At 43.0% G+C, this 22,730-nt stretch carries 17 protein-coding genes and 1 riboswitch; of the genes, 15 read left to right on the forward strand and 2 right to left on the reverse strand.

From position 1 onward, the window contains the following. The 13 genes from HMPREF8571_RS02950 to HMPREF8571_RS03010 form a co-directional block, all read left to right on the forward strand. The coding region (locus HMPREF8571_RS02950; protein WP_004239660.1) for an LPXTG cell wall anchor domain-containing protein at nt 1-271 on the forward strand (271 nt) is incomplete at its 5' end. Between the two features lie 129 nt (nt 272-400). Next, the gene (gene polA / locus HMPREF8571_RS02955; RefSeq protein WP_000358448.1) at nt 401-3,034 is read left to right on the forward strand and encodes a DNA polymerase I; all 2,634 of its coding nucleotides are present in this window, start codon (nt 401-403) and stop codon (nt 3,032-3,034) included. A 103-nt stretch (nt 3,035-3,137) separates the two neighbouring features. Then, a riboswitch (TPP riboswitch) is annotated at nt 3,138-3,240 on the forward strand. Between the two features lie 70 nt (nt 3,241-3,310). After that, on the forward strand, nt 3,311-3,601 hold the full coding sequence (locus HMPREF8571_RS02960; protein WP_000647668.1) for a thiamine-binding protein: 291 nt from the start codon (nt 3,311-3,313) through the stop codon (nt 3,599-3,601). Next, a complete protein-coding gene (locus HMPREF8571_RS02965) occupies nt 3,564-4,322 on the forward strand; it encodes an ABC transporter permease (protein ID WP_001245119.1) in 759 nt (252 codons plus the stop codon). Before HMPREF8571_RS02960 ends, HMPREF8571_RS02965 begins: the two co-directional genes overlap by 38 nt. Nucleotides 4,323-4,358: 36 nt before the next feature. Beyond that, a complete protein-coding gene (locus HMPREF8571_RS02970; protein WP_000754537.1) occupies nt 4,359-5,366 on the forward strand; it encodes an ABC transporter substrate-binding protein in 1,008 nt (335 codons plus the stop codon). Then, nucleotides 5,366-6,094, forward strand: coding sequence for an ABC transporter ATP-binding protein (locus HMPREF8571_RS02975; RefSeq protein ID WP_000136207.1), 729 nt, complete (start codon nt 5,366-5,368; stop codon nt 6,092-6,094). Before HMPREF8571_RS02970 ends, HMPREF8571_RS02975 begins: the two co-directional genes overlap by 1 nt. Before the next feature lie 204 nt (nt 6,095-6,298). After that, the gene (locus tag HMPREF8571_RS11465) at nt 6,299-10,747 is read left to right on the forward strand and encodes a Spy0128 family protein (protein ID WP_303742775.1); all 4,449 of its coding nucleotides are present in this window, start codon (nt 6,299-6,301) and stop codon (nt 10,745-10,747) included. A 172-nt stretch (nt 10,748-10,919) separates the two neighbouring features. After that, the gene (locus HMPREF8571_RS02985) at nt 10,920-11,378 is read left to right on the forward strand and encodes a CtsR family transcriptional regulator (RefSeq protein ID WP_001211258.1); all 459 of its coding nucleotides are present in this window, start codon (nt 10,920-10,922) and stop codon (nt 11,376-11,378) included. Between the two features lies 1 nt (nt 11,379). Continuing rightward, nucleotides 11,380-13,812 (forward strand): ATP-dependent Clp protease ATP-binding subunit, encoded by a 2,433-nt coding sequence (locus tag HMPREF8571_RS02990; protein WP_001109731.1) that lies wholly within the window; start codon nt 11,380-11,382, stop codon nt 13,810-13,812. 138 nt (nt 13,813-13,950) lie between these two features. Next, entirely contained in the window at nt 13,951-15,009 is a 1,059-nt protein-coding gene (locus HMPREF8571_RS02995) for an AAA family ATPase (RefSeq protein ID WP_000730562.1), read from the forward strand. A gap of 9 nt (nt 15,010-15,018) precedes the next feature. After that, complete coding sequence (gene pnuC, locus HMPREF8571_RS03000) at nt 15,019-15,798, forward strand: nicotinamide riboside transporter PnuC (protein ID WP_000860149.1); 780 nt, start codon at nt 15,019-15,021, stop codon at nt 15,796-15,798. 1 nt (nt 15,799) lies between these two features. Beyond that, nucleotides 15,800-16,573 carry an NUDIX domain-containing protein gene (locus tag HMPREF8571_RS03005; protein ID WP_000228623.1) on the forward strand — a complete coding sequence of 258 codons (774 nt, stop codon included), beginning with the start codon at nt 15,800-15,802 and terminating at the stop codon, nt 16,571-16,573. A 294-nt stretch (nt 16,574-16,867) separates the two neighbouring features. Beyond that, nucleotides 16,868-17,551: a hypothetical protein gene (locus tag HMPREF8571_RS03010; protein ID WP_000730910.1), complete on the forward strand. Its 684-nt coding sequence runs from the start codon at nt 16,868-16,870 to the stop codon at nt 17,549-17,551. A 64-nt stretch (nt 17,552-17,615) separates the two neighbouring features. Here HMPREF8571_RS03010 and dusB read toward each other — a convergent pair whose 3' ends face one another. Then, nucleotides 17,616-18,596, reverse strand: coding sequence for a tRNA dihydrouridine synthase DusB (gene dusB / locus HMPREF8571_RS03015; RefSeq protein WP_000183315.1), 981 nt, complete (start codon nt 18,594-18,596; stop codon nt 17,616-17,618). Beyond that, nucleotides 18,583-19,455 (reverse strand): Hsp33 family molecular chaperone HslO, encoded by an 873-nt coding sequence (gene hslO / locus HMPREF8571_RS0101830; protein ID WP_000357871.1) that lies wholly within the window; start codon nt 19,453-19,455, stop codon nt 18,583-18,585. The genes dusB and hslO overlap by 14 nt, the downstream gene beginning before the upstream one ends. Before the next feature lie 164 nt (nt 19,456-19,619). On the opposite strand from hslO, the gene HMPREF8571_RS03020 reads away from it, so the two are divergent. Together HMPREF8571_RS03020 and glpK are read left to right on the forward strand one after the other, a co-directional pair. Continuing rightward, on the forward strand, nt 19,620-21,047 hold the full coding sequence (locus HMPREF8571_RS03020) for a helix-turn-helix domain-containing protein (protein WP_000280558.1): 1,428 nt from the start codon (nt 19,620-19,622) through the stop codon (nt 21,045-21,047). A 156-nt stretch (nt 21,048-21,203) separates the two neighbouring features. Further along, nucleotides 21,204-22,712: a glycerol kinase GlpK gene (glpK, locus tag HMPREF8571_RS03025; protein ID WP_000076770.1), complete on the forward strand. Its 1,509-nt coding sequence runs from the start codon at nt 21,204-21,206 to the stop codon at nt 22,710-22,712. The last annotated feature ends 18 nt before the right edge of the window (nt 22,713-22,730 follow it).

Genomic DNA, 22,730 nt, shown 5'->3' on the forward strand with positions numbered 1-22,730 from the left:
TGCTCCGGCAGTGGCTACTATTCCAGCCTATGCTGAAAAGATTGAACCTGCAGTAAATGAAGTTCCAGAATACACTGGTAGTGTAGCTCCTTTGGCTACAAACCCTACTCTTGGAACAGAACAAGATCGTACCTACAAAGCGCCTGCAGCAACAGATGAGCAACTCCTTCCAAATACAGGAAGTAAAGATGCTTCAGCAGTCGCATCACTAGGATTTGTTGGTCTCCTTCTTGGTTTGCTACCATTTGCAAAGAGAAAATTGAACAAATAAATCGCATGAAATCAATAAAAGAAAAGGATTTGAATAGTCCTTTTCTTTTTTATGGTGAAATAGGGATAAGTCCAAGTTTTTCAGCTCTTTCCGATGGTATTTTTCCTTGCTTTCCTTTATAATGGGTGTATGGACAAGAAAAAATTATTATTAATTGATGGATCTTCTGTTGCTTTTCGAGCTTTTTTTGCGCTCTATCAGCAGTTAGATCGTTTTAAAAATGCTAATGGCCTTCATACCAATGCAATCTATGGCTTTCAACTCATGTTGAATCATGTCTTAGAGCGGGTTGAGCCCAGCCATGTTTTGGTAGCCTTTGATGCAGGTAAGACGACTTTCCGAACAGAGATGTATTCAGACTACAAGGGTGGCCGAGCTAAAACTCCAGATGAGTTTCGTGAGCAATTTCCCTTCATTCGTGAGTTGTTAGACCATCTTGGGATTCGCCATTATGAGTTGGCCCAGTATGAAGCGGATGATATCATCGGGACTCTAGGCCGTTTGGCTGAGAAAGATTCTTTTGATGTGACAATCGTCAGCGGAGATAAGGATTTGATCCAGTTGACGGATGAGCATACGGTGGTTGAGATTTCCAAGAAAGGTGTGGCTGAGTTTGAGGCCTTTACGCCGGACTATCTCATGGAAAAGATGGGCCTCACGCCAGCTCAGTTCATTGATCTTAAGGCCCTCATGGGGGATAAGTCTGATAATATCCCTGGTGTCACGAAAATCGGTGAAAAGACGGGTATCAAGCTCTTGCTGGAACATGGTTCGCTTGAGGGTATTTATGAAAATATCGATGGGATGAAGGCTTCTAAGATGAAGGAAAATCTCATCATAGACAAGGAACAGGCCTTTTTATCGAAATTACTAGCGACCATTGAGACTCAGGCACCGATTGAGATTGGCCTTGATGATTTGGTCTATAATGGCCCAGATGTGGAAAATCTCGGGAAATTCTACGATGAGATGGGCTTCAAACAGCTCAAACAAGCTTTAAATATTTCGTCAACGGATGCGCCTGAAAGTTTGGATTTCGCCATCGTTGACCACGTTAGTCAAGACATGCTGAGTGCCGACTCTATCTTCCACTTTGAACTCTTTGGGGAAAACTACCATACAGATGATTTGGTTGGTTTTGCCTGGTCCTGTGGGGATAAACTTTACGCCACAGACAAACTTGAGCTCTTGCAGGATCCGATCCTCAAGGAATTTTTAGAAAAAACATCTCTGAAAGTGTATGACTTTAAGAAAGCGAAGGTTCTTTTAAATCGCTTGGGCTTGAACCTGCAGGCCCCTGCTTTTGACAGTCGCTTGGCAAAATACTTACTCTCAACAGTCGAGAACAATGAAATTTCAACCATTGCGAATCTCTATGGCCAGACTTATCTGGCTGATGATGAGACTTTTTACGGTAAGGGTGTCAAGAAAGCTATCCCTGAGAGAGAGAAATTCTTGGAGCATTTGGCTCGCAAGGTTGCTGTTTTAGTTGAAACAGAGCCTGTTTTACTTGAAAAACTCGGTGAACATGGGCAATTAGACCTTCTCTATGACATGGAGCAACCTTTGGCTTTTGTCCTTGCCAAGATGGAAATTGCTGGAATCAAGGTCAAAAAAGAAACCCTGCTTGAGATGCAGGCTGAAAATGAGCTTGTCATTGAAAAGCTAACTCAGGAGATTTATGAACTGGCTGGTGAGGAGTTTAATATCAACTCACCCAAGCAGTTGGGCGTGCTTCTCTTTGAAAAACTCGGTCTGCCTCTAGAATACACCAAGAAAACCAAGACAGGTTACTCGACAGCCGTGGATGTGCTAGAGCGACTGGCTCCTATTGCTCCGATTGTTAAAAAAATCCTAGATTACCGTCAGATTGCTAAGATCCAATCCACCTATGTGGTTGGTTTGCAGGACTGGATTTTGGATGATGGCAAGATCCACACGCGCTACGTGCAAGATTTGACTCAGACCGGACGTCTGTCTAGTGTGGATCCAAACTTGCAAAATATCCCTGTTCGCTTGGAACAAGGCCGTCTCATTCGTAAGGCTTTCGTACCTGAATGGGAGGATAGTGTTCTTCTTAGCTCGGATTATTCACAGATTGAGTTGCGCGTCTTGGCACATATCTCTAAAGATGAGCACTTGATTAAGGCCTTTCAAGAGGGAGCAGATATCCATACCTCGACGGCCATGCGGGTCTTTGGAATTGAACGCCCTGAGGATGTGACTCCAAACGACCGTCGTAATGCCAAGGCTGTAAACTTTGGAGTGGTTTACGGGATTTCAGACTTTGGTTTGTCTAATAATCTGGGCATCAGCCGTAAGGAAGCCAAAGCCTACATTGATACCTACTTTGAACGCTTCCCGGGCATTAAAAACTACATGGATGAAGTGGTGCGTGAAGCGCGTGATAAGGGCTATGTGGAGACCCTCTTCAAACGTCGTCGTGAGTTGCCAGATATCAATTCGCGCAACTTTAACATTCGTGGTTTTGCGGAGCGGACAGCCATCAACTCTCCTATCCAGGGATCTGCAGCAGATATTCTCAAGATTGCTATGATTCAGCTAGACAAAGCTCTAGTTGAAGGTGGCTATCAGACCAAGATGCTCTTGCAAGTGCATGATGAAATCGTCCTTGAAGTTCCGAAATCAGAACTAGCAGCCGTTAAAGTTCTAGTGAAACAAACCATGGAAGAAGCCATCCAACTCAGTGTTCCACTCATTGCTGATGAGAATGAAGGAGCAACCTGGTACGAGGCTAAATAAGAAAGTTATGAAAGAGTTTGAAGCATTTGCCTTCAAACTCTTTTTCATGGTTTTCTGTAAGCAGTTTCCTTGACTTTTCCTTGTATTTGCGTTACTATATTTCCATATAAGATATGGGAGTCTGTGTACAGTCTGAGAGGAAGTGTTAAACTTCGACCGCACCTGATCTGGGTAATGCCAGCGTAGGGAACGATACTTAGCCGAATTCTGCACCTTTTCCATATATGGAAGGGGTTTTCTTTTTGTCAAAAGGAAACCTGAGAAAAGGAGGTTTTTATGAAAGCAAGCATTGCCTTGCAAGTCTTGCCCCTATCGCAGGGGGGTGATCGAATTGCTATTATCGATCAGGTTATTACCTATCTGCAAGCTCAATCTGTGACCATGGTGGTGACACCCTTTGAAACGGTCTTGGAAGGAGAGTTTGATGAGCTCATGCGTATTCTCCAAGAAGCGCTAGAAGTGGCAGGGCAGGAGGCAGATAATGTCTTTGCCAATGTCAAAATAAATGTAGGAGAGATTTTAAGCATCGATGAGAAACTTGAAAAGTATACTGAGACGTCACATTAGTCTATTTGGTTTTCTAGGAGTCTTGTCAATCTGGCAGTTAGCGGGAATCTTCAAACTTTTACCCAAGTTTATCCTGCCAACCCCTCTTGAGATCCTCCAGTCCTTTGCTCGTGACAGAGAATTTCTCTGGCACCATAGCTGGGCGACCTTGAGAGTGGCTTTGCTGGGGCTGGTTTTAGGAGTCTTGATTGCTTGTCTCATGGCGGTGCTTATGGATAGTCTAACTTGGCTCAATGATCTTATCTACCCTATGATGGTGGTTGTTCAGACCATTCCGACCATTGCCATAGCCCCAATTTTAGTCTTGTGGCTAGGTTATGGGATTTTGCCCAAGATTGTCTTGATTATCCTGACGACAACCTTCCCTATCATCGTTAGTATTTTGGATGGATTTAGGCATTGTGACAAGGATATGCTGACCTTGTTTAGTCTGATGCGAGCCAAGCCTTGGCAAATCCTTTGGCATTTTAAAATCCCTGTCAGTCTGCCTTACTTTTATGCAGGTCTGAGGGTCAGTGTCTCCTACGCCTTTATCACAACAGTGGTATCTGAGTGGTTGGGAGGCTTTGAAGGACTAGGTGTCTACATGATTCAGTCCAAGAAACTGTTTCAGTATGATACCATGTTTGCCATTATTATTCTGGTGTCGATTATCAGCCTTCTCGGTATGAAGTTGGTCGATGTTAGTGAAAAATATGTGATTAAATGGAAACGTACTTAAATAGAGCGTTTTAGAAAAAGAAAAGAGGAAATGAAAATGAAGAAAACATGGAAAGTGTTTTTAACGCTTGTGACAGCTCTTGTAGCTGTCGTGCTGGTGGCTTGTGGTCAAGGGACTGCTTCTAAGGACAATAAAGAAGCAGAACTCAAGAAGATTGACTTTATCCTAGACTGGACACCAAACACCAACCACACCGGACTTTATGTGGCCAAGGAAAAAGGATATTTCAAAGAAGCTGGAGTGGATGTTGACTTGAAATTGCCACCTGAAGAAAGCTCATCTGACTTGGTGATCAATGGCAAGGCACCATTTGCTATCTATTTCCAAGACTACATGGCTAAAAAATTGGAAAAAGGAGCAGGAATCACTGCCGTTGCTGCTATCGTAGAACATAATACATCAGGAATCATCTCTCGTAAATCTGACAATGTCAGCAGTCCAAAGGACTTGGTTGGTAAGAAATACGGTACTTGGAATGACCCCACTGAACTTGCTATGTTGAAAACCTTGGTAGAATCACAAGGTGGAGACTTTGAGAAGGTCGAAAAAGTACCAAACAACGACTCAAACTCCATTACACCGATTGCCAATGGCGTTTTTGACACCGCTTGGATTTACTACGGTTGGGATGGTATCCTTGCCAAATCTCAAGGCGTAGATGCTAACTTCATGTATTTGAAAGACTATGTCAAGGAGTTTGACTACTACTCACCCGTTATCATCGCAAACAACGACTACCTCAAAGACAACAAAGAAGAAGCTCGTAAAGTTATCCAAGCCATCAAAAAAGGCTACCAATATGCTATGGAACATCCAGAAGAAGCTGCGGATATTCTTATCAAGAATGCCCCTGAACTTAAGGAAAAACGTGACTTTGTCATCGAATCTCAAAAATACTTGTCAAAAGAATACGCAAGCGACAAGGAAAAATGGGGTCAATTTGACGCAGCTCGCTGGAATGCCTTCTACAAATGGGACAAAGAAAATGGTATCCTTAAAGAAGACTTGACAGACAAAGGCTTCACTAATGAATTTGTAAAATAATGACAGAAATTAGACTTGAACATGTAAGTTATGCCTATGGCGATGAAAAGATTTTAGAGGATATCAACCTGCAGGTGACTTCGGGTGAAGTGGTTTCTATCCTAGGTCCAAGTGGTGTTGGAAAGACCACCCTCTTTAATCTGATTGCAGGAATTTTAGAAGTCCAGTCGGGAAGAATTGTCCTTGATGGCGAGGAGAATCCCAAGGGGCGCGTGAGTTATATGTTGCAAAAGGATCTCCTCTTGGAGCACAAGACGGTGCTTGGCAATATCATTCTGCCCCTCTTGATTCAAAAGGTGAATAAGGCGGAAGCCGTTGCCCGAGCGGATGATATCCTTGCGACCTTCCAGTTGACAGCTGTACGGGACAAGTATCCTCACGAACTCAGTGGAGGGATGCGTCAGCGTGTAGCCTTGCTCCGGACCTATCTTTTTGGCCACAAGCTCTTTCTTCTTGACGAGGCTTTTAGCGCTTTGGATGAGATGACTAAGATGGAACTCCACGCTTGGTATCTGGAGATTCATAAGCAGTTGCAGCTAACGACCTTGATCATCACGCATAGTATCGAGGAGGCCCTCAGTCTCAGCGACCGCATCTATATCTTGAAAAATCGCCCTGGGCAGATCGTCTCTGAAGTTAAACTAGATTGGTCCCAGAGTGAAGACAAGGAAGTCCAAAAGATTGCCTATAAACGTCAAATCTTAGCGGAATTGGGATTAAATACTTAGATCCTTAGAACAATATTATATATTAAATCCAAGCAAGAATCCTGCTTGGATTTAATTATTTCAAAGCCTATGCGGACGCGGGATTGGTTGACTTATCCATCTATCTGATAAGTTAATATAAAAATTAGCACATTATAGTTGACATTCTGTTATAGACCTGTATAATATAATTGAACCATTATAGACAATAAGGAGGATAATGTGGTGAAAAAGAGAACTAGCAAACTCTTTCATGGCTTGATGGCCTTGCTACTAGTAGTGTCAGTTTTTCTACCTGCGCTCAAAGTTAGCACTGTTGTTCAAGCGGAGGAACTACCAGCAAGCAGTTACACAATGAAAACTGTTTCAAAAATCAACAATAACAAACTTGTTGATGGCGCTAAGTACGGGGAAGGTAAATTCTATCTTCAACCAACTTATAGTTTCCCCAACGAAGTAACCCTCAAAGACGGGGATTACATGGTGTATCATGTTCCGAAAGAATTTAAGATTGAAAAAGATTCTGTTACGGAATTGAAAGCACCAGATGGGCAAACAACTATTGCTGAATTGACAACTAGTAGAGCAGATAACACAGCTACTGTCAAAGTGACAAATGCTGCTTACTTTGCTAATTTGTCAGAGAACAAGGAGATTACTGCCCTGTTTACAGTCGTTTGGGCAGACAGTGTTAAATTAAACACTCCTTATCAAATTGATATCCCAGGTGACCAAGTTTATACTTTGACTCGTATCGTCCCAGATGATGACCCAACTGGATTTACTAAATGGGGAGTTCAAGACTCAGACGATCCTAACTATGTAAACTGGCGTATCCGTGTTAACCGCTATGCAAAATCTTACACAGGGGTTAAACTCGAAGATACGATTCCAGAAGGACAAGTTCTTGCAAGTGAAATTACTGGTTACTACTTTACTGAGTGGAACAAAGCTGAAGCTCGTCCAAGACTAGAAGCTGCCCATGTCAACGTTGTTGATGGAAATCACTTTACAATCACTCCAAATGGTGATGGTACAATGGACGGACAAGGTCTCTATATCCTATATAAAACTCGTCTAACTGCTCCAGTTGACAATGCAACTAAAAAAGCATTTAACGATGTTAAAGCGACAACAGATCAAGAAACATTTGATGTTCATGGATTTGCTCCTTTGACAACTACAGAAGGTATCGGTTCAGGTGCGAAGTCTGATGAGGTTGAATTCCAAGTTAAGAAAAAACTTGAAGGAAAAACTCTTGAGGCAGATGCATTTACTTTCCAATTGATTGCTCCAGATGGAACTATCAAAGAAGCTAAGAACGATTCTGAAGGAAAAGTTAAATTCCCAGCAGTTAAATTCTCTAATGAAGGTACATTCAAATACCAAATTAAAGAAGTAAATGACAACAAACCAGGCTATACATACGATGATTCAGTACTTGAAGCAGAAGTTACTGTAGCAAACGTGTATGGTCAAAAGATTGCCAGCGTTAAATATAAAGATTCTAAGAAAGAATTTACAAACACATACGCTGCTAAAGAAGCAAAACTTCAACTTGAAGCTAAGAAAGTCTTGAACGGTAAAGCTATTGAAGCTGGCCAATTTGAATTTGAGTTGAAAGAAAACGGAACAGTTCTCCACACTGTTTCAAACGATGCAAAAGGTAAGATTCAATTCCCAGAACTTACGTTCACAAAAGAAGAAACTCGTACATTCACTATCACTGAAAAAGCAGGTGATGTAGCCGGAGTTGAATACGATCCAAATGCTTATGAAGTAACAGTAGTCGTTAAAGATAACGGCCAAGGTCAACTCGTTGCAACTGCAACAGGTGCTGACAACCTTACTTTCACCAACACTTATAAAGCTAAACCAGCTAAAGAAACTATCACAGCTACTAAAGTCTTGAACGGTAAAGCGCTTGAAGCAGATAAATACGAATTCGAACTTAAAAAAGGTGAAGAAGTCGTTGCGACAGCTAAAAACGCTGCAGACGGCACCGTTACTTTCAAAGAAATTGAGTTCGAAACAGCAGGTGATTACACTTACACTATCACTGAAAAAGCAGGTAGTGAAAAAGGTGTGACATACGATACTGCTAAACACGAAGTTAAGGTAAAAGTTACAGATAACGGCCAAGGACAACTTGTTGCGGCTGTTACAGGTAACAACCCAACTTTCACCAACACTTATAAAGCAGCTAAAACAAGTGCAACAATCACAGCTAAGAAAGTCTTGGATGGTAAAGCTCTAGAAGCTGATAAATACGAATTCGAGCTTAAAGAAGGTGACAAAGTCGTTGCAACAGCTAAAAACGCTGCAGACGGAACTGTTACTTTCAAGGAAATCGAATACAAAGAAGCAGGCGACCACACTTACACTATCTCTGAAAAAGCAGGTAGCGAAGGAGGTGTGACATACGACACTGCTACACATGAAGTGACAGTAAACGTTACAGATAACGGTCAAGGTCAACTTGTTGCGGCTGTTACAGGTAACAACCCAACTTTCACCAACACTTATAAAGCAGCTTCAGCAAAAGCTACTATCACAGCTAAGAAAGTCTTGAATGGTAAGGCCCTTGAAGCTGGTAAATATGAATTCGAACTTAAAGAAGGTGACAAAGTCGTTGACACAGCTACAAACGCTGCCGACGGTACTGTGACTTTCAAAGACATTGAGTACGCAGCAGTAGAAAACCACACTTACACTATCTCTGAAAAAGCAGGTAGTGAAGGAGGTGTGACATACGACACTGCTAAACACGAAGTTAAGGTAGCAGTTACAGATAACGGTCAAGGCCAACTTGTTGCGGCTGTTACAGGTAACAATCCAACCTTCACCAACACTTATAAAGCAGCTTCAGCAAAAGCTACTATCACAGCTAAGAAAGCCTTGAATGGTAAAGCTCTTGAAGCTGATAAATACGAGTTTGAACTTAAAGAAGGTGACAAAGTCGTTGCGACAGCTAAAAACGCTGCCGACGGTACTGTAACTTTCGAAGCTATTGAATACGCAGTAGCAGGTGACCACACTTACACTATCACTGAAAAAGCAGGTAGCGAAGGTGGTGTGACATACGACACTGCTACACACGAAGTGACAGTAAACGTTACAGATAACGGTCAAGGTCAACTTGAGGCGGCTGTTACAGGTAACAACCCAACTTTCACCAACACTTATAAAGCAGCTTCAGCAAAAGCTACTATCACAGCTACTAAAGTCTTGGATGGTAAGGCCCTTGAAGCTGGTAAATACGAATTCGAACTTAAAGAAGGTGACGAAGTCGTTGCGACAGCTAAAAACGCTGCCGACGGTACTGTTACTTTCGAAGATATCAAGTACGCAGCAGCAGGCAACCACACATACACTATCACTGAAAAAGCAGGTAGCGAAGCAGGTGTGACATACGACACTGCTAAACATGAAGTGACAGTAAACGTTACAGATAACGGGCAAGGCCAACTTGTTGCTACTGTTACAGGTAACAACCCAACCTTCACCAACACTTATAAAGCAGCTTCAGCAAAAGCTACTATCACGGCTACTAAAGTCTTGACTGGTAAAGCTCTAGAAGCTGATAAATACGAGTTTGAACTTAAAGAAGGTGACAAAGTCGTTGCGACAGCTAAAAACGCCGCAGACGGAACTGTGACTTTCGAAGCTATCGAATACGCAGCAGCAGGTAACCACACTTACACTATCACTGAAAAAGCAGGTAGCGAAGCAGGTGTGACATACGATACTGCTAAACACGAAGTTAAGGTAGCAGTTACAGATAATGGTACAGGCCAACTTGAGGCAGCTGTTACAGGTAACAACCCAACCTTCACCAACACTTATAAAGCAGCTTCAACAACTGTAAACATCACGGCTACTAAAGTCTTGACTGGTAAAGCTCTTGAAGCCGGTAAATATGAGTTTGAACTTAAAGAAGGTGACAAAGTAATCGGAACAGCTACAAACGCTGCAGACGGTACAGTTGCTTTCGCAGGTATTGAGTACAAAGAAGCAGGTAGCCACACTTACACTATCTCAGAAAAAGCAGGTAGCGAAGCAGGTGTGACATACGATAAATCTACTCACAATGTAACAGTAAACGTTACAGATAACGGTGCAGGCAAACTTGTTGCGACTGTAACTGACAACAACCCAACCTTCACCAACACTTATGTTGCATCTTCAACACAAGTAACTTTCACAGCTAAGAAAGTCTTGAAAGGTGATAAAAAGCTTGTAGAAGGTCAATTTAAGTTTGAACTTAAAGAAGGTGATAAAGTCGTTGAGACAGCTACAAACGCTGCAGACGGTACTGTTACTTTCAAAGCTATTAAGTACAACGAAGCAGGTAAGCACACTTACACTATTACTGAAGTAGATAGTAAGGAAGAAAATGTGACATACGATACTGCTAAACATGAAGTGACAGTTGAAGTGGTTGACAACGGTACAGGCCAACTTGTAACAACAGTTACAGGTAACAACCCAACCTTCACTAACACGTATACTGAACCGAAAAAAGAAGAACCTAAGGAAGGTCCTAAGGGTGAACAACCTAAGAAAGATTTGCCAAACACTGGTGGAGCAGACTTTACAGCATTCTCTACTATTCTTGGTCTAGTTCTTGCAGCTTTGGCAGGACTTGTATACCGTGCTAAAAAAGTTGACTAATCTTAACTTTGAATAAAGCAAAATGATGGTGACCGTTTTACGGTCCCATCTTTTTGTTTTTGGATATTTTATAATAATCTTCGCAACTTGCTCCCTTTTCCTTTAAAAAAATCAAAAATTTCGGTATAATAGTCAAAGATGGTCAAGGTTCAAAGAAGGAGTTTGATTTACTATGAGATTTAAAAATACATCAGATCATATCGAAGCCTACATCAAGGCGATTTTAGACCAGTCTGGTATTGTGGAACTGCAGCGGAGTCAGTTGGCAGATACCTTTCAGGTTGTGCCAAGTCAGATCAACTATGTCATCAAGACCCGTTTTACTGAAAGCAGAGGTTACTTGGTTGAGAGCAAGCGTGGTGGCGGAGGCTACATTCGCATCGGACGGATTGAGTTTTCCAATCATCATGAGATGCTCCGCGATTTGCTTTACTCGATTGGTGAGCGAGTTAGTCAGGAGATTTATGAAGATATTCTCCAGCTTTTGGTGGAGCAGGACTTGATGACCAAGCAGGAAATGACCTTACTGACTTCAGTAGCAACAGATCGTGTTCTAGGAGAAGAATCCTCAGTTGTCCGTGCCAATATGCTCCGACAGCTATTACAAGAGGTAGATAGAAAAGAGAAGTAAGATGAACTATTCAAAAGCATTGAATGAATGTATCGAAAGTGCCTACATGGTTGCGAGCCATTTTGGTGCCCGTTACCTAGAGTCATGGCATTTGTTGATTGCCATGTCCAATCACAGTTATAGTGTGGCCGGTGCGACTCTAAATGATTATCCTTATGAAATGGATCGTTTAGAAGAGGTTGCGTTGGAACTGACTGAAACGGACTATAGCCAAGACGAAACCTTTACGGAATTGCCCTTTTCCCATCGTTTGGAGGTTCTCTTTGCAGAAGCAGAGTATGTGGCCTCAGTGGTCCATGCAAAGGTGCTAGGTACAGAGCATGTCCTCTATGCGATTTTGCATGATGGCAATGCCTTGGCAACTCGCATCTTGGAGAGAGCAGGCTTCTCTTATGAAGACCAGAAAGATCAGGTCAGAATTGCTGCTCTTCGTCGCAATCTAGAAGAGCGTGCAGGATGGACAAGAGAAGATCTTAAGGCTTTGCGTCAACGTCATCGCACAGTAACTGACAAGCAAAATTCCATGGCCAATATGATGGGCATGCCTCAAGCTCAAAGTGGCGGTCTAGAGGACTACACGCATGACCTGACGGAGCAAGCGCGCTCTGGCAAGTTAGAACCAGTTATCGGTCGAGACAAGGAAATCTCGCGTATGATTCAGATTTTGAGTCGAAAGACCAAGAACAATCCTGTCTTGGTTGGAGATGCTGGTGTCGGGAAAACAGCTCTGGCCCTTGGCCTTGCCCAGCGTATTGCTAGTGGGAATGTACCAGCTGAAATGGCTAAGATGCGCGTTCTAGAGCTTGATTTGATGAATGTCGTTGCAGGAACACGTTTCCGTGGAGATTTTGAAGAGCGTATGAACAACATCATCAAGGATATCGAGGAAGATGGCAAAGTGATCCTCTTTATCGATGAACTCCACACCATCATGGGTTCTGGTAGCGGTATTGATTCGACTCTGGATGCAGCCAATATCTTGAAGCCAGCCTTGGCTCGTGGAACTTTGAGAACGGTTGGGGCCACCACTCAGGAAGAATACCAAAAACACATCGAAAAAGACGCAGCTCTTTCTCGTCGGTTTGCCAAAGTGACGATTGAAGAGCCTAGTATGGCAGATAGTATAACCATTTTGCAAGGTTTGAAAGCTACCTATGAGAAACACCACCGTGTGCAAATCACAGATGAAGCTGTTGAAACAGCTGTTAAGATGGCGCATCGTTACTTGACCAGTCGTCACTTGCCAGACTCTGCTATCGATCTATTGGATGAAGCAGCAGCAACAGTGCAAAACAAATCCAAGCAGGTGAAAGCAGACGAATCCGACTTGAGTCCAGCTGACAAGGCCTTGATGGATGGCAAGTGGAAACAAGCAGGCCAGCTAATCGCAAAAGAACAAGAATTGCCTGTCTATAAAGACTTGGTGACAGAGACTGAAATCCTGACTACTTTAAGTCGCTTGTCAGGGATTCCAGTCCAAAAACTGACGCAAACGGATGCTAAGAAGTACCTTAACCTTGAAGCAGAACTGCACAAACGTGTCATCGGTCAAGATCAAGCTGTTTCAAGCATTAGTCGTGCGATTCGCCGCAATCAGTCAGGGATTCGCAGTCATAAGCGTCCGATTGGTTCCTTTATGTTCCTAGGACCAACGGGTGTCGGTAAGACCGAATTGGCAAAGGCTCTGGCAGAAGTCCTCTTTGATGACGAATCAGCCCTTATCCGCTTTGATATGAGTGAGTATATGGAGAAATTCGCAGCTAGCCGTCTCAATGGAGCTCCTCCGGGCTATGTAGGCTATGAAGAAGGTGGGGAGTTGACCGAGAAGGTTCGCAACAAACCTTACTCCGTTCTGCTCTTTGACGAGGTAGAAAAGGCCCACCCAGACATCTTTAATGTCCTCTTGCAGGTTTTGGACGACGGTGTCTTGACAGACAGCAAGGGTCGTAAGGTTGACTTTTCAAATACCATTATCATCATGACGTCAAACCTTGGTGCGACAGCCCTTCGTGATGACAAGACGGTCGGCTTTGGCGCGAAAGACATTCGTTTTGACCAGGAAAATATGGAAAAACGCATCTTTGAAGAGCTGAAAAAAACTTATCGACCAGAGTTTATCAACCGTATTGATGAAAAGGTGGTCTTCCATAGCTTAGATAGCGAACATATGCAGGAAATTGTCAAGATTATGGTGAAACCATTGATTGCTAGCCTAGCAGAGAAAGGCATCGACTTGAAACTGCAAGCTTCAGCGTTGAAGTTACTAGCTAGTCAAGGTTACAATCCAGAAATGGGAGCCCGTCCACTTCGCAGAACCCTCCAAACAGAAGTGGAAGACAAGTTGGCAGAACTTCTTCTTAAGGGAGAATTAGTGGCAGGCAAGACTCTCAAGATTGGTGTCAAAGCAGGTCAATTAAAATTTGATATTGCTTAAGAATGGAGAATCAGGAGCAATCCTGATTCTTTTTTGCTACTTTTTATAAAAAATAATAAAAAACTATTGACAAAACAAAAATATAAGATATAATAAAAACATATAAAAATATAGAAAATTATAAAAAGGTGAGTATGTATGAAAAAGAAAACAGCAGTGGTATTTGGGACCTTTGCTCCTCTCCATCAAGGGCATATCGACCTGATCCAGAGAGCGAAGCGCCAGTGTGATCAGGTCTGGGTAGTCGTTTCAGGCTATGAGGGAGACCGAGGGGAGCAGATAGGCTTAACTCTTCAAAAAAGATTTCGCTATATCAGAGAGGCTTTTCGTGACGATGAGTTGACCTCTGTCTGCAAGCTGGATGAGACCAATCTTCCCCGTTACCCTATGGGCTGGCAGGAGTGGTTGGATCAGATGTTATTGGAGATTTCCTACGATGAAGCCCAGCAAGAACTGATCTTTTTTGTGGGAGAAGAAGAATACCAGCAAGAACTAGCTAAACGTGAATTTGGCACCGTCTTGCAAGAAAGAAAGTTTGGTATCTCAGCGACTATGATTCGAGAAAATCCAAGCAAATATTGGAAATATATCGCTCAACCCTTCCGTCGTCAGTTTACAAAGAAAGTGTTGATTATGGGAAGTGCCAGCAATGGGAAGACCACTCTGGCCAAGGATTTGGCAAGGTATTACGATGCGCCGGTCAGCCTGGAATACGCACGTGAGTACCAGATCAAAAACAATGTCCGCGACGATGAATTGACTCCAAAGGATTACTACTATCTTCTTTTAGGGCAGTATGACCAGACCTCTAAGTTAATTGACAGTAATGCCAATCGAGGCCTAGTGATAGCTGACACCAACTCCTTAGTAACCAAGGGCTACTATGATTATTACATGGAGGCTGGGGATCAAGAGGATTTATCAGGAGAAACCTTTGACAATCTTTTTGTTTCGATCTTGGCTAAGGAAAAATGGGACTTGATTCTCTTTGTGCAACCTGTCGGCTCCTATGTCAATGACGGGTTTAGAGATATGACCATGGCGGAAGACCATATTCGTCACAGTTTTTCCCAGCATTTGGACCAGATGAGAGAGCGATATTTAACCACCATTCCTTTAGTTTATCTAGCTGAGGATTATCTAGGAAATTATGAAGCAGCAAAAGTGGCTATCGATGCCATTTACCAAGCAGATTAGGAGAAAATGATGAAAACAGTAACTAAAAAAATCACACAATTTATCGAAAACTTTAAAAATGTCCATGCAGAAGCCCGCAAGATCGGTTTTGCAGGAATTATGCGCTTGCTATGGAAAGATCTCTTTGTCGGCCGTAGTCTTTTTCAGTGGTTGTATCTCATCGCCTTGTCAAGTGTTCCCTTGATCTTAGAGTTCACGCAAAATGCAGAAAGCCATGACTGGTTGAGCTTGTTTGCATCTTGGACTGGGATTGTCTGTGTTATCTTGGTAGCAGAAGGGCGTGCAAGCAATTATCTCTTTGGGGCCATTAACTCGGCTATCTATTTGATTTTGGCCATGAATGCGACTTTTTATGGCGAAGTCTTGACGACCGTTTACTTCTTTGTCATGCAGCCGATTGGTCTCTATGCTTGGTTGTCCAATCGTATCAATGAACAGGAAAAACCAGAAGAATCCCACTTTGAAGCTAAGAAATTATCTGTTCTTGACTGGCTCAAGTACTTAGCCTTGACCGCCATTATCTGGATTGGTATGGGCTTGGCTTACCAAAGTATCAATAGTGCTCGCCCTTTCCGTGATAGTGTTACCGATGCGACCAATGGTGTTGGTCAGCTCTTGATGACACGTCTCTACCGTGAGCAATGGATTTTCTGGATTGCCACCAATCTCTTTAGTATCTACCTCTGGTGGGGTGAAAATATCCACATCCAAGGGATGTACTGGGTTTACACACTCAATAGTCTAGTGGGATGGTACCAATGGACCAAGGCAGTTCGAAAGGAGGCTTAAAATGGTAGATACGAAGATTTCAACAGGGATGACGGAAAAAGAATATTTTGAAATCCATGCCAGTCAGGAGGAGTTTTTGGATTGGTACTACAAGCAGGAACTCCCTCAATATGAAAATCCAAGTGTGACAGTAGATATGGTGGCTTACTGCTTTGTCGAAGGAAAGATCAAGCTCTTACTGATCCGTCGCAAAGCCCACCCTTATCAAAACTGTTTGGCTCTGGTTGGAGGCTTTATGGACAAAGGAGAGGATGCTGCGCATGCCTGTCAGCGCGAGGTGAGAGAAGAAGTCAATCTCGATCTTCCTTTGGAAAAAATCGAGCAATTGATGACCGTATCGACCCCCGGTCGTGATCCACGGGGCTGGACGGTGACCATTGCCCACTTAGTGTACCTACCTAGTTGTGCCTTAGACCTCGTTCAGGCAGGTGACGATGCCAAGGATGTGGTTTTTGTAGATGTCGATTTTCAGACAGGCAAATGCTACCTAGATGGAGTCGAGCTGGAGGAGCAAGCCTTCGCCTTTGACCATTATGCCATTATCCAAGAATCCATCAAACGAATCCAAGGTCGACTTGACTGGAATCCGACCTTCCTTTATCTGCTGGAAGAGGAGTTCACTGTCTACGAAGGAACTGAACTAGTCAATCTCATCAACCCAGGTCGCCCAATCGTCAGCAATAACTTTCTCGTAAAATACGGCGAATATGTAGAAGAAGTCGGACTCAAACGAGTTCCTAAAAAGAAACCAAGAAAAACCTATCGATTGAAATAAAGAGGTCGGGAACTTTGTCCCGACCTCTTTGTTTGCCCTTATTAAGTTACTTTGCTGTTGCAACTGTTTTTATTTTAGAACAACGCAAGCGACTATAAAAGTAGGATGTAAAAAAATAGGACTCTAATCTAGGAAATTTTTCTATTTTTTCGTTTCGATTACGAATAGAGATAATAGAGAGAATAATTTTTAAAATAGTTTCTCTAAATAGTTGACAGATTCAAAGTCCAATGTTACAATTATATTACAAAAAGATTTCTTAACATTTCAAAAATGTTACAAAGGAGTAGAAAAATGAAAAAGAAAACCTATATCAAATTGATGGCAGCGACTGTATTGGCTTCTACCTTGCTACTAGGAGCTTGTGGAAATAAAAACGAAACCACTCAAACCAGCAGCTCTGCCAAGACAAGTCAATCATCAAGTTCCAAAGCAGCTTCTTCTAGCAAAGAAAGCAAGACTCAAAAATCTTCAAGCTCAGCTTCATCTGAAAAGGATCAGGCATCTTCTGGTCAGTCTTCTACAACGGCAGATCAGTCACAAGCGAAACCAGCACCTGAATCAAGACAAGAACAAGCAGCTCCTAGTCAACAAGCCCCATCTCAGGCACCTTCAACTCAGCAAGGTTCTCAAGCCCAGTCTAACCAGTCAGGCTATGATCCAACAACTGACCGCAAACTTCAAGACAAGCAAGCAGAACATAACAAACGCTACAAGGGTGTTTTAACCATGGTCGATGGTGACTTCTCAGCAGCTGCAGGCAACTGGAAGGGAGCGAATGGCGAAACTATTACAGTTTCATCAGGAGGCCAATTTACAGTAGAAACTGCAGATGGAAAGAAAGAAAACTATTCTATCAGAGGCTACTCTTACACTCTTGATGATGGTAAGTATAATGCCAAAATCGGTGGCGGAAAAATCATCCAAATTACAACAGGTGCGGATGGTAAAGTTTCGAGCGTTGCCTTGATTCAATAATAGTATCTAGGATTTCCTAGGATAAAAAAACCGTAAACTCAAGCGAGTTACGGTTTTTTGTGTATTAAGCTTTATCTAATTGCAATAGAGCTTCAATCTCTGCCAGGGTGCTAGCTTGGGAAATGGCTCCACGAAGTTTGGCAGCGCCAGATGTTCCCCGGAGGTAGTGAGGAGCGAGGCCGCGGAATTCACGAACGGCTACGTTTTCCCCTTTGAGGTTAATCAAGCGTTTCAAATGTTCGTAGGCAATTTTCATCTTGTCTTCAAATGTCAAGTCAGGGAGAATTTCTCCTGTTTCAAAGTAGTGATTGATCTGATTGAAGAGGTAGGGATTTCCCATGGCTGCACGGCCAATCATAACAGCGTCAGCCCCGACTTCTTCGATACGCTGTTTGGCTTCTTGGACCGTACGGATGTCACCGTTGGCGATAAATGGAATCTTTGTCAGGGCTTGGGCTACGTCGTGCAAGGTCTCAAGGTCAGCGTGGCCAGTATACATTTGTTCGCGGGTACGGCCGTGCATGGCGAGGGCAGAGACACCAGCAGCCTCAGCTGCGAGGGCATTCTCCACGGCTAGGGATGGATCAGACCAGCCAGTGCGCATTTTGACAGTGAGGGGGATATCAAGGACAGATTGGACCTTGTTGATGATAGAGTAGATCTTGTCTGGGTCCTTGAGCCACATAGCACCAGCTTCATTCTTCACGATTTTGTTAACTGGGCAGCCCATGTTGATATCGACGATATCGGTTTTAGTATTTTCTTGGATGAATTCTGCTGCGCGAGCGAGACTGTCTTCATCACTACCAAAAAGTTGGATAGAAACCGGATTTTCGCCTTCATCGATATGAAGCATGTGCAGGGTTTTTTCATTGTTGTATTGGATTCCCTTGTCAGAGACCATTTCCATGACAACAAGTCCTGCACCAAGCTCTTTTGCGATAGTACGAAAGGCTGAGTTGGTGACACCAGCCATGGGTGCTAAAACGGTACGATTGGGAATCTCAACATTGCCAATCATAAAAGGTGTATTAAGATTTGTCACGAATGAGTTCCTCCAGGTCGTTTTCATCAAAGTTGTAAGTAGTTTGGCAGAATTGACAAGTGATTTCTGCCCCGTGGTCTTCCTCTTTCATTTCTTCAAGGTCTGAAGTTGGAAGGCTGGCAAGAGCGTTCATAAAGCGTTCATGGCTACAGTCACATTGGAAACGAATTTCTTCTTCAGATAGGCGTTTGTAGGATTCGTCACCATAGATGGCCTTGAGGAGGGCTTCGATATGGTCATCGCTTTCCAGAAGAGTTGAGATGGCTGGCATTTCTTGGATGCGTTTCTCAAAGCGAGCAATCTCCTCTTCCTTTGCTCCTGGCAATACTTGGAGAAGAAAACCACCAGCAACTTCGACCTTGTCGTCTTTGTCTAAAAGAACATTGAGGCCGACTGCTGAAGGAGTTTGTTGGCTTTCAGTCAGGTAATAGGCCAAGTCTTCACCGATTTCCCCAGAGATGAGAGGAGTCATGGAGTTGTAGGGATTTCCAGTACCGTAGTCTGTGATAACGAGAAATTGACCATTGCCGACAAAAGGTCCGACAAGGACTTCACCAGTTGCAGTCTTTTTGATATCTACACCGGGATTTTGCACATAGCCTTTGACATTTCCCTTAGTATCTGCGACCGTGATGATGGCACCGAGAGAGCTGGTTCCAAGAACTTTAACCGTTAGCTTGGTATTTCCTTTTTCATTGGCTGCGAGAATTTGGCTAGCGATAAGAGTTCGACCAAGTGCGACAGTTGAACTGGCTTGAGTTTGATGTTTTTCTTGAGCAGTGCGGACGGTTTCGGTGCTATCAAGGACGAAAGCACGAAAAGAACCACTTTCTGATATAGTTTTAATAATTTTATCCATAGCTACTATTTTAGCATAAAAATGCCCAAAGGGGGAGTCGTGTGTTTGCTGTTTCTGTGGAATAAGGACGAGGAAATCGGCTTTAAAATAAAATGAGAAACAGATTATTTCCGCATTTCTAAGATTTATGCTATTCTTGAAGGAGAAAATGAAAGGGGTAACAAATGTATTTAGGTGATTTGATGGAAAAAGCCGAATCTGGCCAATTTTTAGTCCTTTCCTTTCTATTACAAGATTCGCAGACAACAGTCAAGGAAGCCATGGAAGAAACAGGTTTTTCAAAGGCGACCCTAACCAAGTACATTTCTCTGATTAACGAAAATGCCTGGGAAAGAGGACTAGAGCTGACCATCCACTTGGAAGATGAAAATCTGCGCTTGTCGATTGGTGCAGATACCAAGGGAAGAGAGATTCGGAGCTTGTTTCTAGACAATGCCATTAAGTACCAAATTTTGGTTTACCTTCTCTATCACCAACAGTTTCTAGCTCATCAGTTGGCTCAAGAATTGATGATTAGCGAGGCCACGCTTGGTCGCCACTTAGCTAGTCTAAATCAGATTTTGTCAGAGTTTGACTTATCGATCCAAAATGGCCGTTGGCGAGGTCCAGAGCATCAGATTCGTTACTTTTATTTCTGCCTTTTCCGCAAGGTCTGGTCCAGTCAGGAGTGGGAAAGTCATATGCAGAAAGCGGAGAGAAAGAAGGATATTGCTACTCTAGAAGAAATCTGCGGTGCCAGCTTGTCTTCAGGTCAGAAACTGGACTTGGTTCTCTGGGCTCACATCAGTCAACAGCGCCTTCGGGTTAACGCCTGTCAGTTTCAAGTCATAGAAGAAAAAATGCAGGGGTATTTTGATAATATTTTCTACCTTCGTTTGCTGAGAAAGGCTCCGTCCTTTTTTGCTGGCCAACATATCCCTCTAGGAACTGAGGATGGTGAGATGATGGTATTCTTTTCATTTCTCCTTTCCCATCGTATTTTGCCCCTTCATACTATGGAGTATATCCTTGGTTTTGGAGGGCAGTTAGCCGATTTGCTGACGCAATTGATTCAAGAGATGAAGAAAGAGGAGTTACTAGGGGACTACACAGAGGACCATGTCACCTATGAACTCAGCCAGCTCTGTGGTCAAGTTTATCTATACAAGGGCTATATTTTACAAGATCAGTACAGATACCAGACAGAGAATCGCCATCCCTATTTGCTGATGGAACATGATTTTAAAGGGACTGCAAAGAGAATTTTTCATATCTTGCCTGCCTTTCATCAGGGAACGGATTTGGATAAGAAAATTATCTGGGAATGGCTCCAGTTGATAGAGTATATGGCAGAAAATGGTGGCCAACATATGAGGATTGGTTTGGATTTGACATCTGGTTTCCTTGTCTTTTCTAGGATGGCTGCCATTTTGAAACGGTATTTGGAATACAATCGTTTCATTACTATTGAGGCCTATGATCCCAGTCGACATTATGATTTGTTGATTACCAACAACCCCATCCATAAGAAAGAACAAACACCTATCTACTATTTGAAAAATGATTTGGACATCGAAGATTTAGCTACGATCCGTCAGATGCTCTTTGCCTAAAAGACCTGATTTTTCAGGTCTTTTTTGTGAAATTCGCACAATCTCCTCACATTTTTTTAAAATTTTAAAAAAATTGATAAACAAGAAAGCGCTTTATTTTGTATACTAGTTACTGTAAAGAGGAACCCCCTCAAGATTTTATCAGGAGGACAGCACATGTCACAAGAAAAATACATCATGGCTATTGACCAAGGAACTACTAGTTCTCGCGCCATCATTTTTAACAAAAAAGGAGAAAAGGTCAGCTCTAGTCAAAAAGAGTTCACTCAGATTTTCCCTCAAGCAGGTTGGGTTGAGCACAATGCCAATGAAATTTGGAACTCGGTTCAGTCCGTTATAGCTGGTGCCTTCATCGAAAGCGGAGTCAAACCAAACCAAATCGAGGCAATCGGAATTACTAACCAACGTGAAACTACTGTCGTCTGGGATAAGAAAACAGGGCTCCCTATCTACAATGCTATCGTTTGGCAATCACGCCAAACTGCCCCTCTGGCTGAACAACTGAAAAGTCAAGGTTATGTGGAAAAATTCCATGAAAAGACTGGTTTGATCATTGACGCTTACTTCTCTGCTACCAAGGTTCGCTGGATCTTGGACCATGTAGAAGGTGCTCAAGAGAGAGCTGAAAAGGGTGAATTGCTCTTTGGTACCATTGATACTTGGCTGGTTTGGAAATTGACTGACGGCGCAGCTCACGTGACCGACTACTCAAACGCAGCTCGTACCATGCTCTATAACATCAAGGATCTTAAATGGGATGATGAGATTTTAGAAATCCTCAACATTCCTAAGGCTATGCTTCCAGAAGTTCGTTCTAACTCTGAAATCTATGGCAAGACTGCTCCATTCCATTTCTACGGCGGAGAAGTACCAATCTCTGGTATGGCTGGTGACCAACAAGCAGCCCTCTTTGGTCAGTTGGCTTTTGAGCCTGGCATGGTTAAGAATACTTACGGAACTGGTTCCTTCATCATCATGAACACTGGTGAAGAGATGCAGTTGTCTGAAAACAACCTCTTGACAACGATTGGTTATGGTATTAACGGCAAGGTTTACTATGCTTTGGAAGGTTCTATCTTCATCGCTGGAAGTGCCATTCAATGGCTTCGTGATGGTCTTCGCATGGTGGAAAACTCACCAGAGTCTGAAAAATATGCTCTCAATTCTCACAACAATGACGAAGTCTATGTCGTTCCTGCCTTTACAGGACTAGGGGCACCATACTGGAACCAAAACGCTCGAGGATCTGTCTTTGGCTTGACTCGTGGAACAACTAAAGAAGACTTTATCAAGGCGACTTTGCAATCTATCGCTTATCAAGTACGTGACATCATTGACACCATGCAAGTGGATGCGCAGACAGCTATCCAAGTCTTGAAGGTGGATGGTGGTGCTGCTATGAACAACTTCCTCATGCAGTTCCAAGCTGATATCTTGGGAATCGACATCGCACGCGCTAAAAACTTGGAAACAACTGCCCTCGGTGCAGCCTTCCTGGCAGGATTGTCAGTGGGCTACTGGAAGGACTTGGATGAGTTGAAACTCTTGAACGAGACAGGAGAACTCTTTGAGCCATCGATGAACGAATCGCGCAAGGAACAACTCTATAAGGGCTGGAAGAAGGCTGTGAAAGCAACGCAAGTTTTTGCGGAAATCGATGACTAATACTGAAAGAATAAAGCG

The sequence above is a fragment of the Streptococcus mitis ATCC 6249 genome, assembly GCF_000146585.1.
Taxonomy (GTDB): Bacteria; Bacillota; Bacilli; order Lactobacillales; family Streptococcaceae; genus Streptococcus; species Streptococcus mitis_AZ.

What these genes read in the sequence shown, in the direction of transcription:
- polA (WP_000358448.1), top strand. Translation starts at nt 401, where the DNA reads ATGGACAAGAAAAAATTATTATTAATTGATGGATCTTCTGTTGCTTTT.
- HMPREF8571_RS02960 (WP_000647668.1), top strand. Translation starts at nt 3,311, where the DNA reads ATGAAAGCAAGCATTGCCTTGCAAGTCTTGCCCCTATCGCAGGGGGGT.
- HMPREF8571_RS02965 (WP_001245119.1), top strand. Translation starts at nt 3,564, where the DNA reads ATGAGAAACTTGAAAAGTATACTGAGACGTCACATTAGTCTATTTGGT.
- HMPREF8571_RS02970 (WP_000754537.1), top strand. Translation starts at nt 4,359, where the DNA reads ATGAAGAAAACATGGAAAGTGTTTTTAACGCTTGTGACAGCTCTTGTA.
- HMPREF8571_RS02975 (WP_000136207.1), top strand. Translation starts at nt 5,366, where the DNA reads ATGACAGAAATTAGACTTGAACATGTAAGTTATGCCTATGGCGATGAA.
- HMPREF8571_RS02985 (WP_001211258.1), top strand. Translation starts at nt 10,920, where the DNA reads ATGAGATTTAAAAATACATCAGATCATATCGAAGCCTACATCAAGGCG.
- HMPREF8571_RS02990 (WP_001109731.1), top strand. Translation starts at nt 11,380, where the DNA reads ATGAACTATTCAAAAGCATTGAATGAATGTATCGAAAGTGCCTACATG.
- HMPREF8571_RS02995 (WP_000730562.1), top strand. Translation starts at nt 13,951, where the DNA reads ATGAAAAAGAAAACAGCAGTGGTATTTGGGACCTTTGCTCCTCTCCAT.
- pnuC (WP_000860149.1), top strand. Translation starts at nt 15,019, where the DNA reads ATGAAAACAGTAACTAAAAAAATCACACAATTTATCGAAAACTTTAAA.
- HMPREF8571_RS03005 (WP_000228623.1), top strand. Translation starts at nt 15,800, where the DNA reads ATGGTAGATACGAAGATTTCAACAGGGATGACGGAAAAAGAATATTTT.
- HMPREF8571_RS03010 (WP_000730910.1), top strand. Translation starts at nt 16,868, where the DNA reads ATGAAAAAGAAAACCTATATCAAATTGATGGCAGCGACTGTATTGGCT.
- hslO (WP_000357871.1), bottom strand. Translation starts at nt 19,455, where the DNA reads ATGGATAAAATTATTAAAACTATATCAGAAAGTGGTTCTTTTCGTGCT.
- HMPREF8571_RS03020 (WP_000280558.1), top strand. Translation starts at nt 19,620, where the DNA reads ATGTATTTAGGTGATTTGATGGAAAAAGCCGAATCTGGCCAATTTTTA.
- glpK (WP_000076770.1), top strand. Translation starts at nt 21,204, where the DNA reads ATGTCACAAGAAAAATACATCATGGCTATTGACCAAGGAACTACTAGT.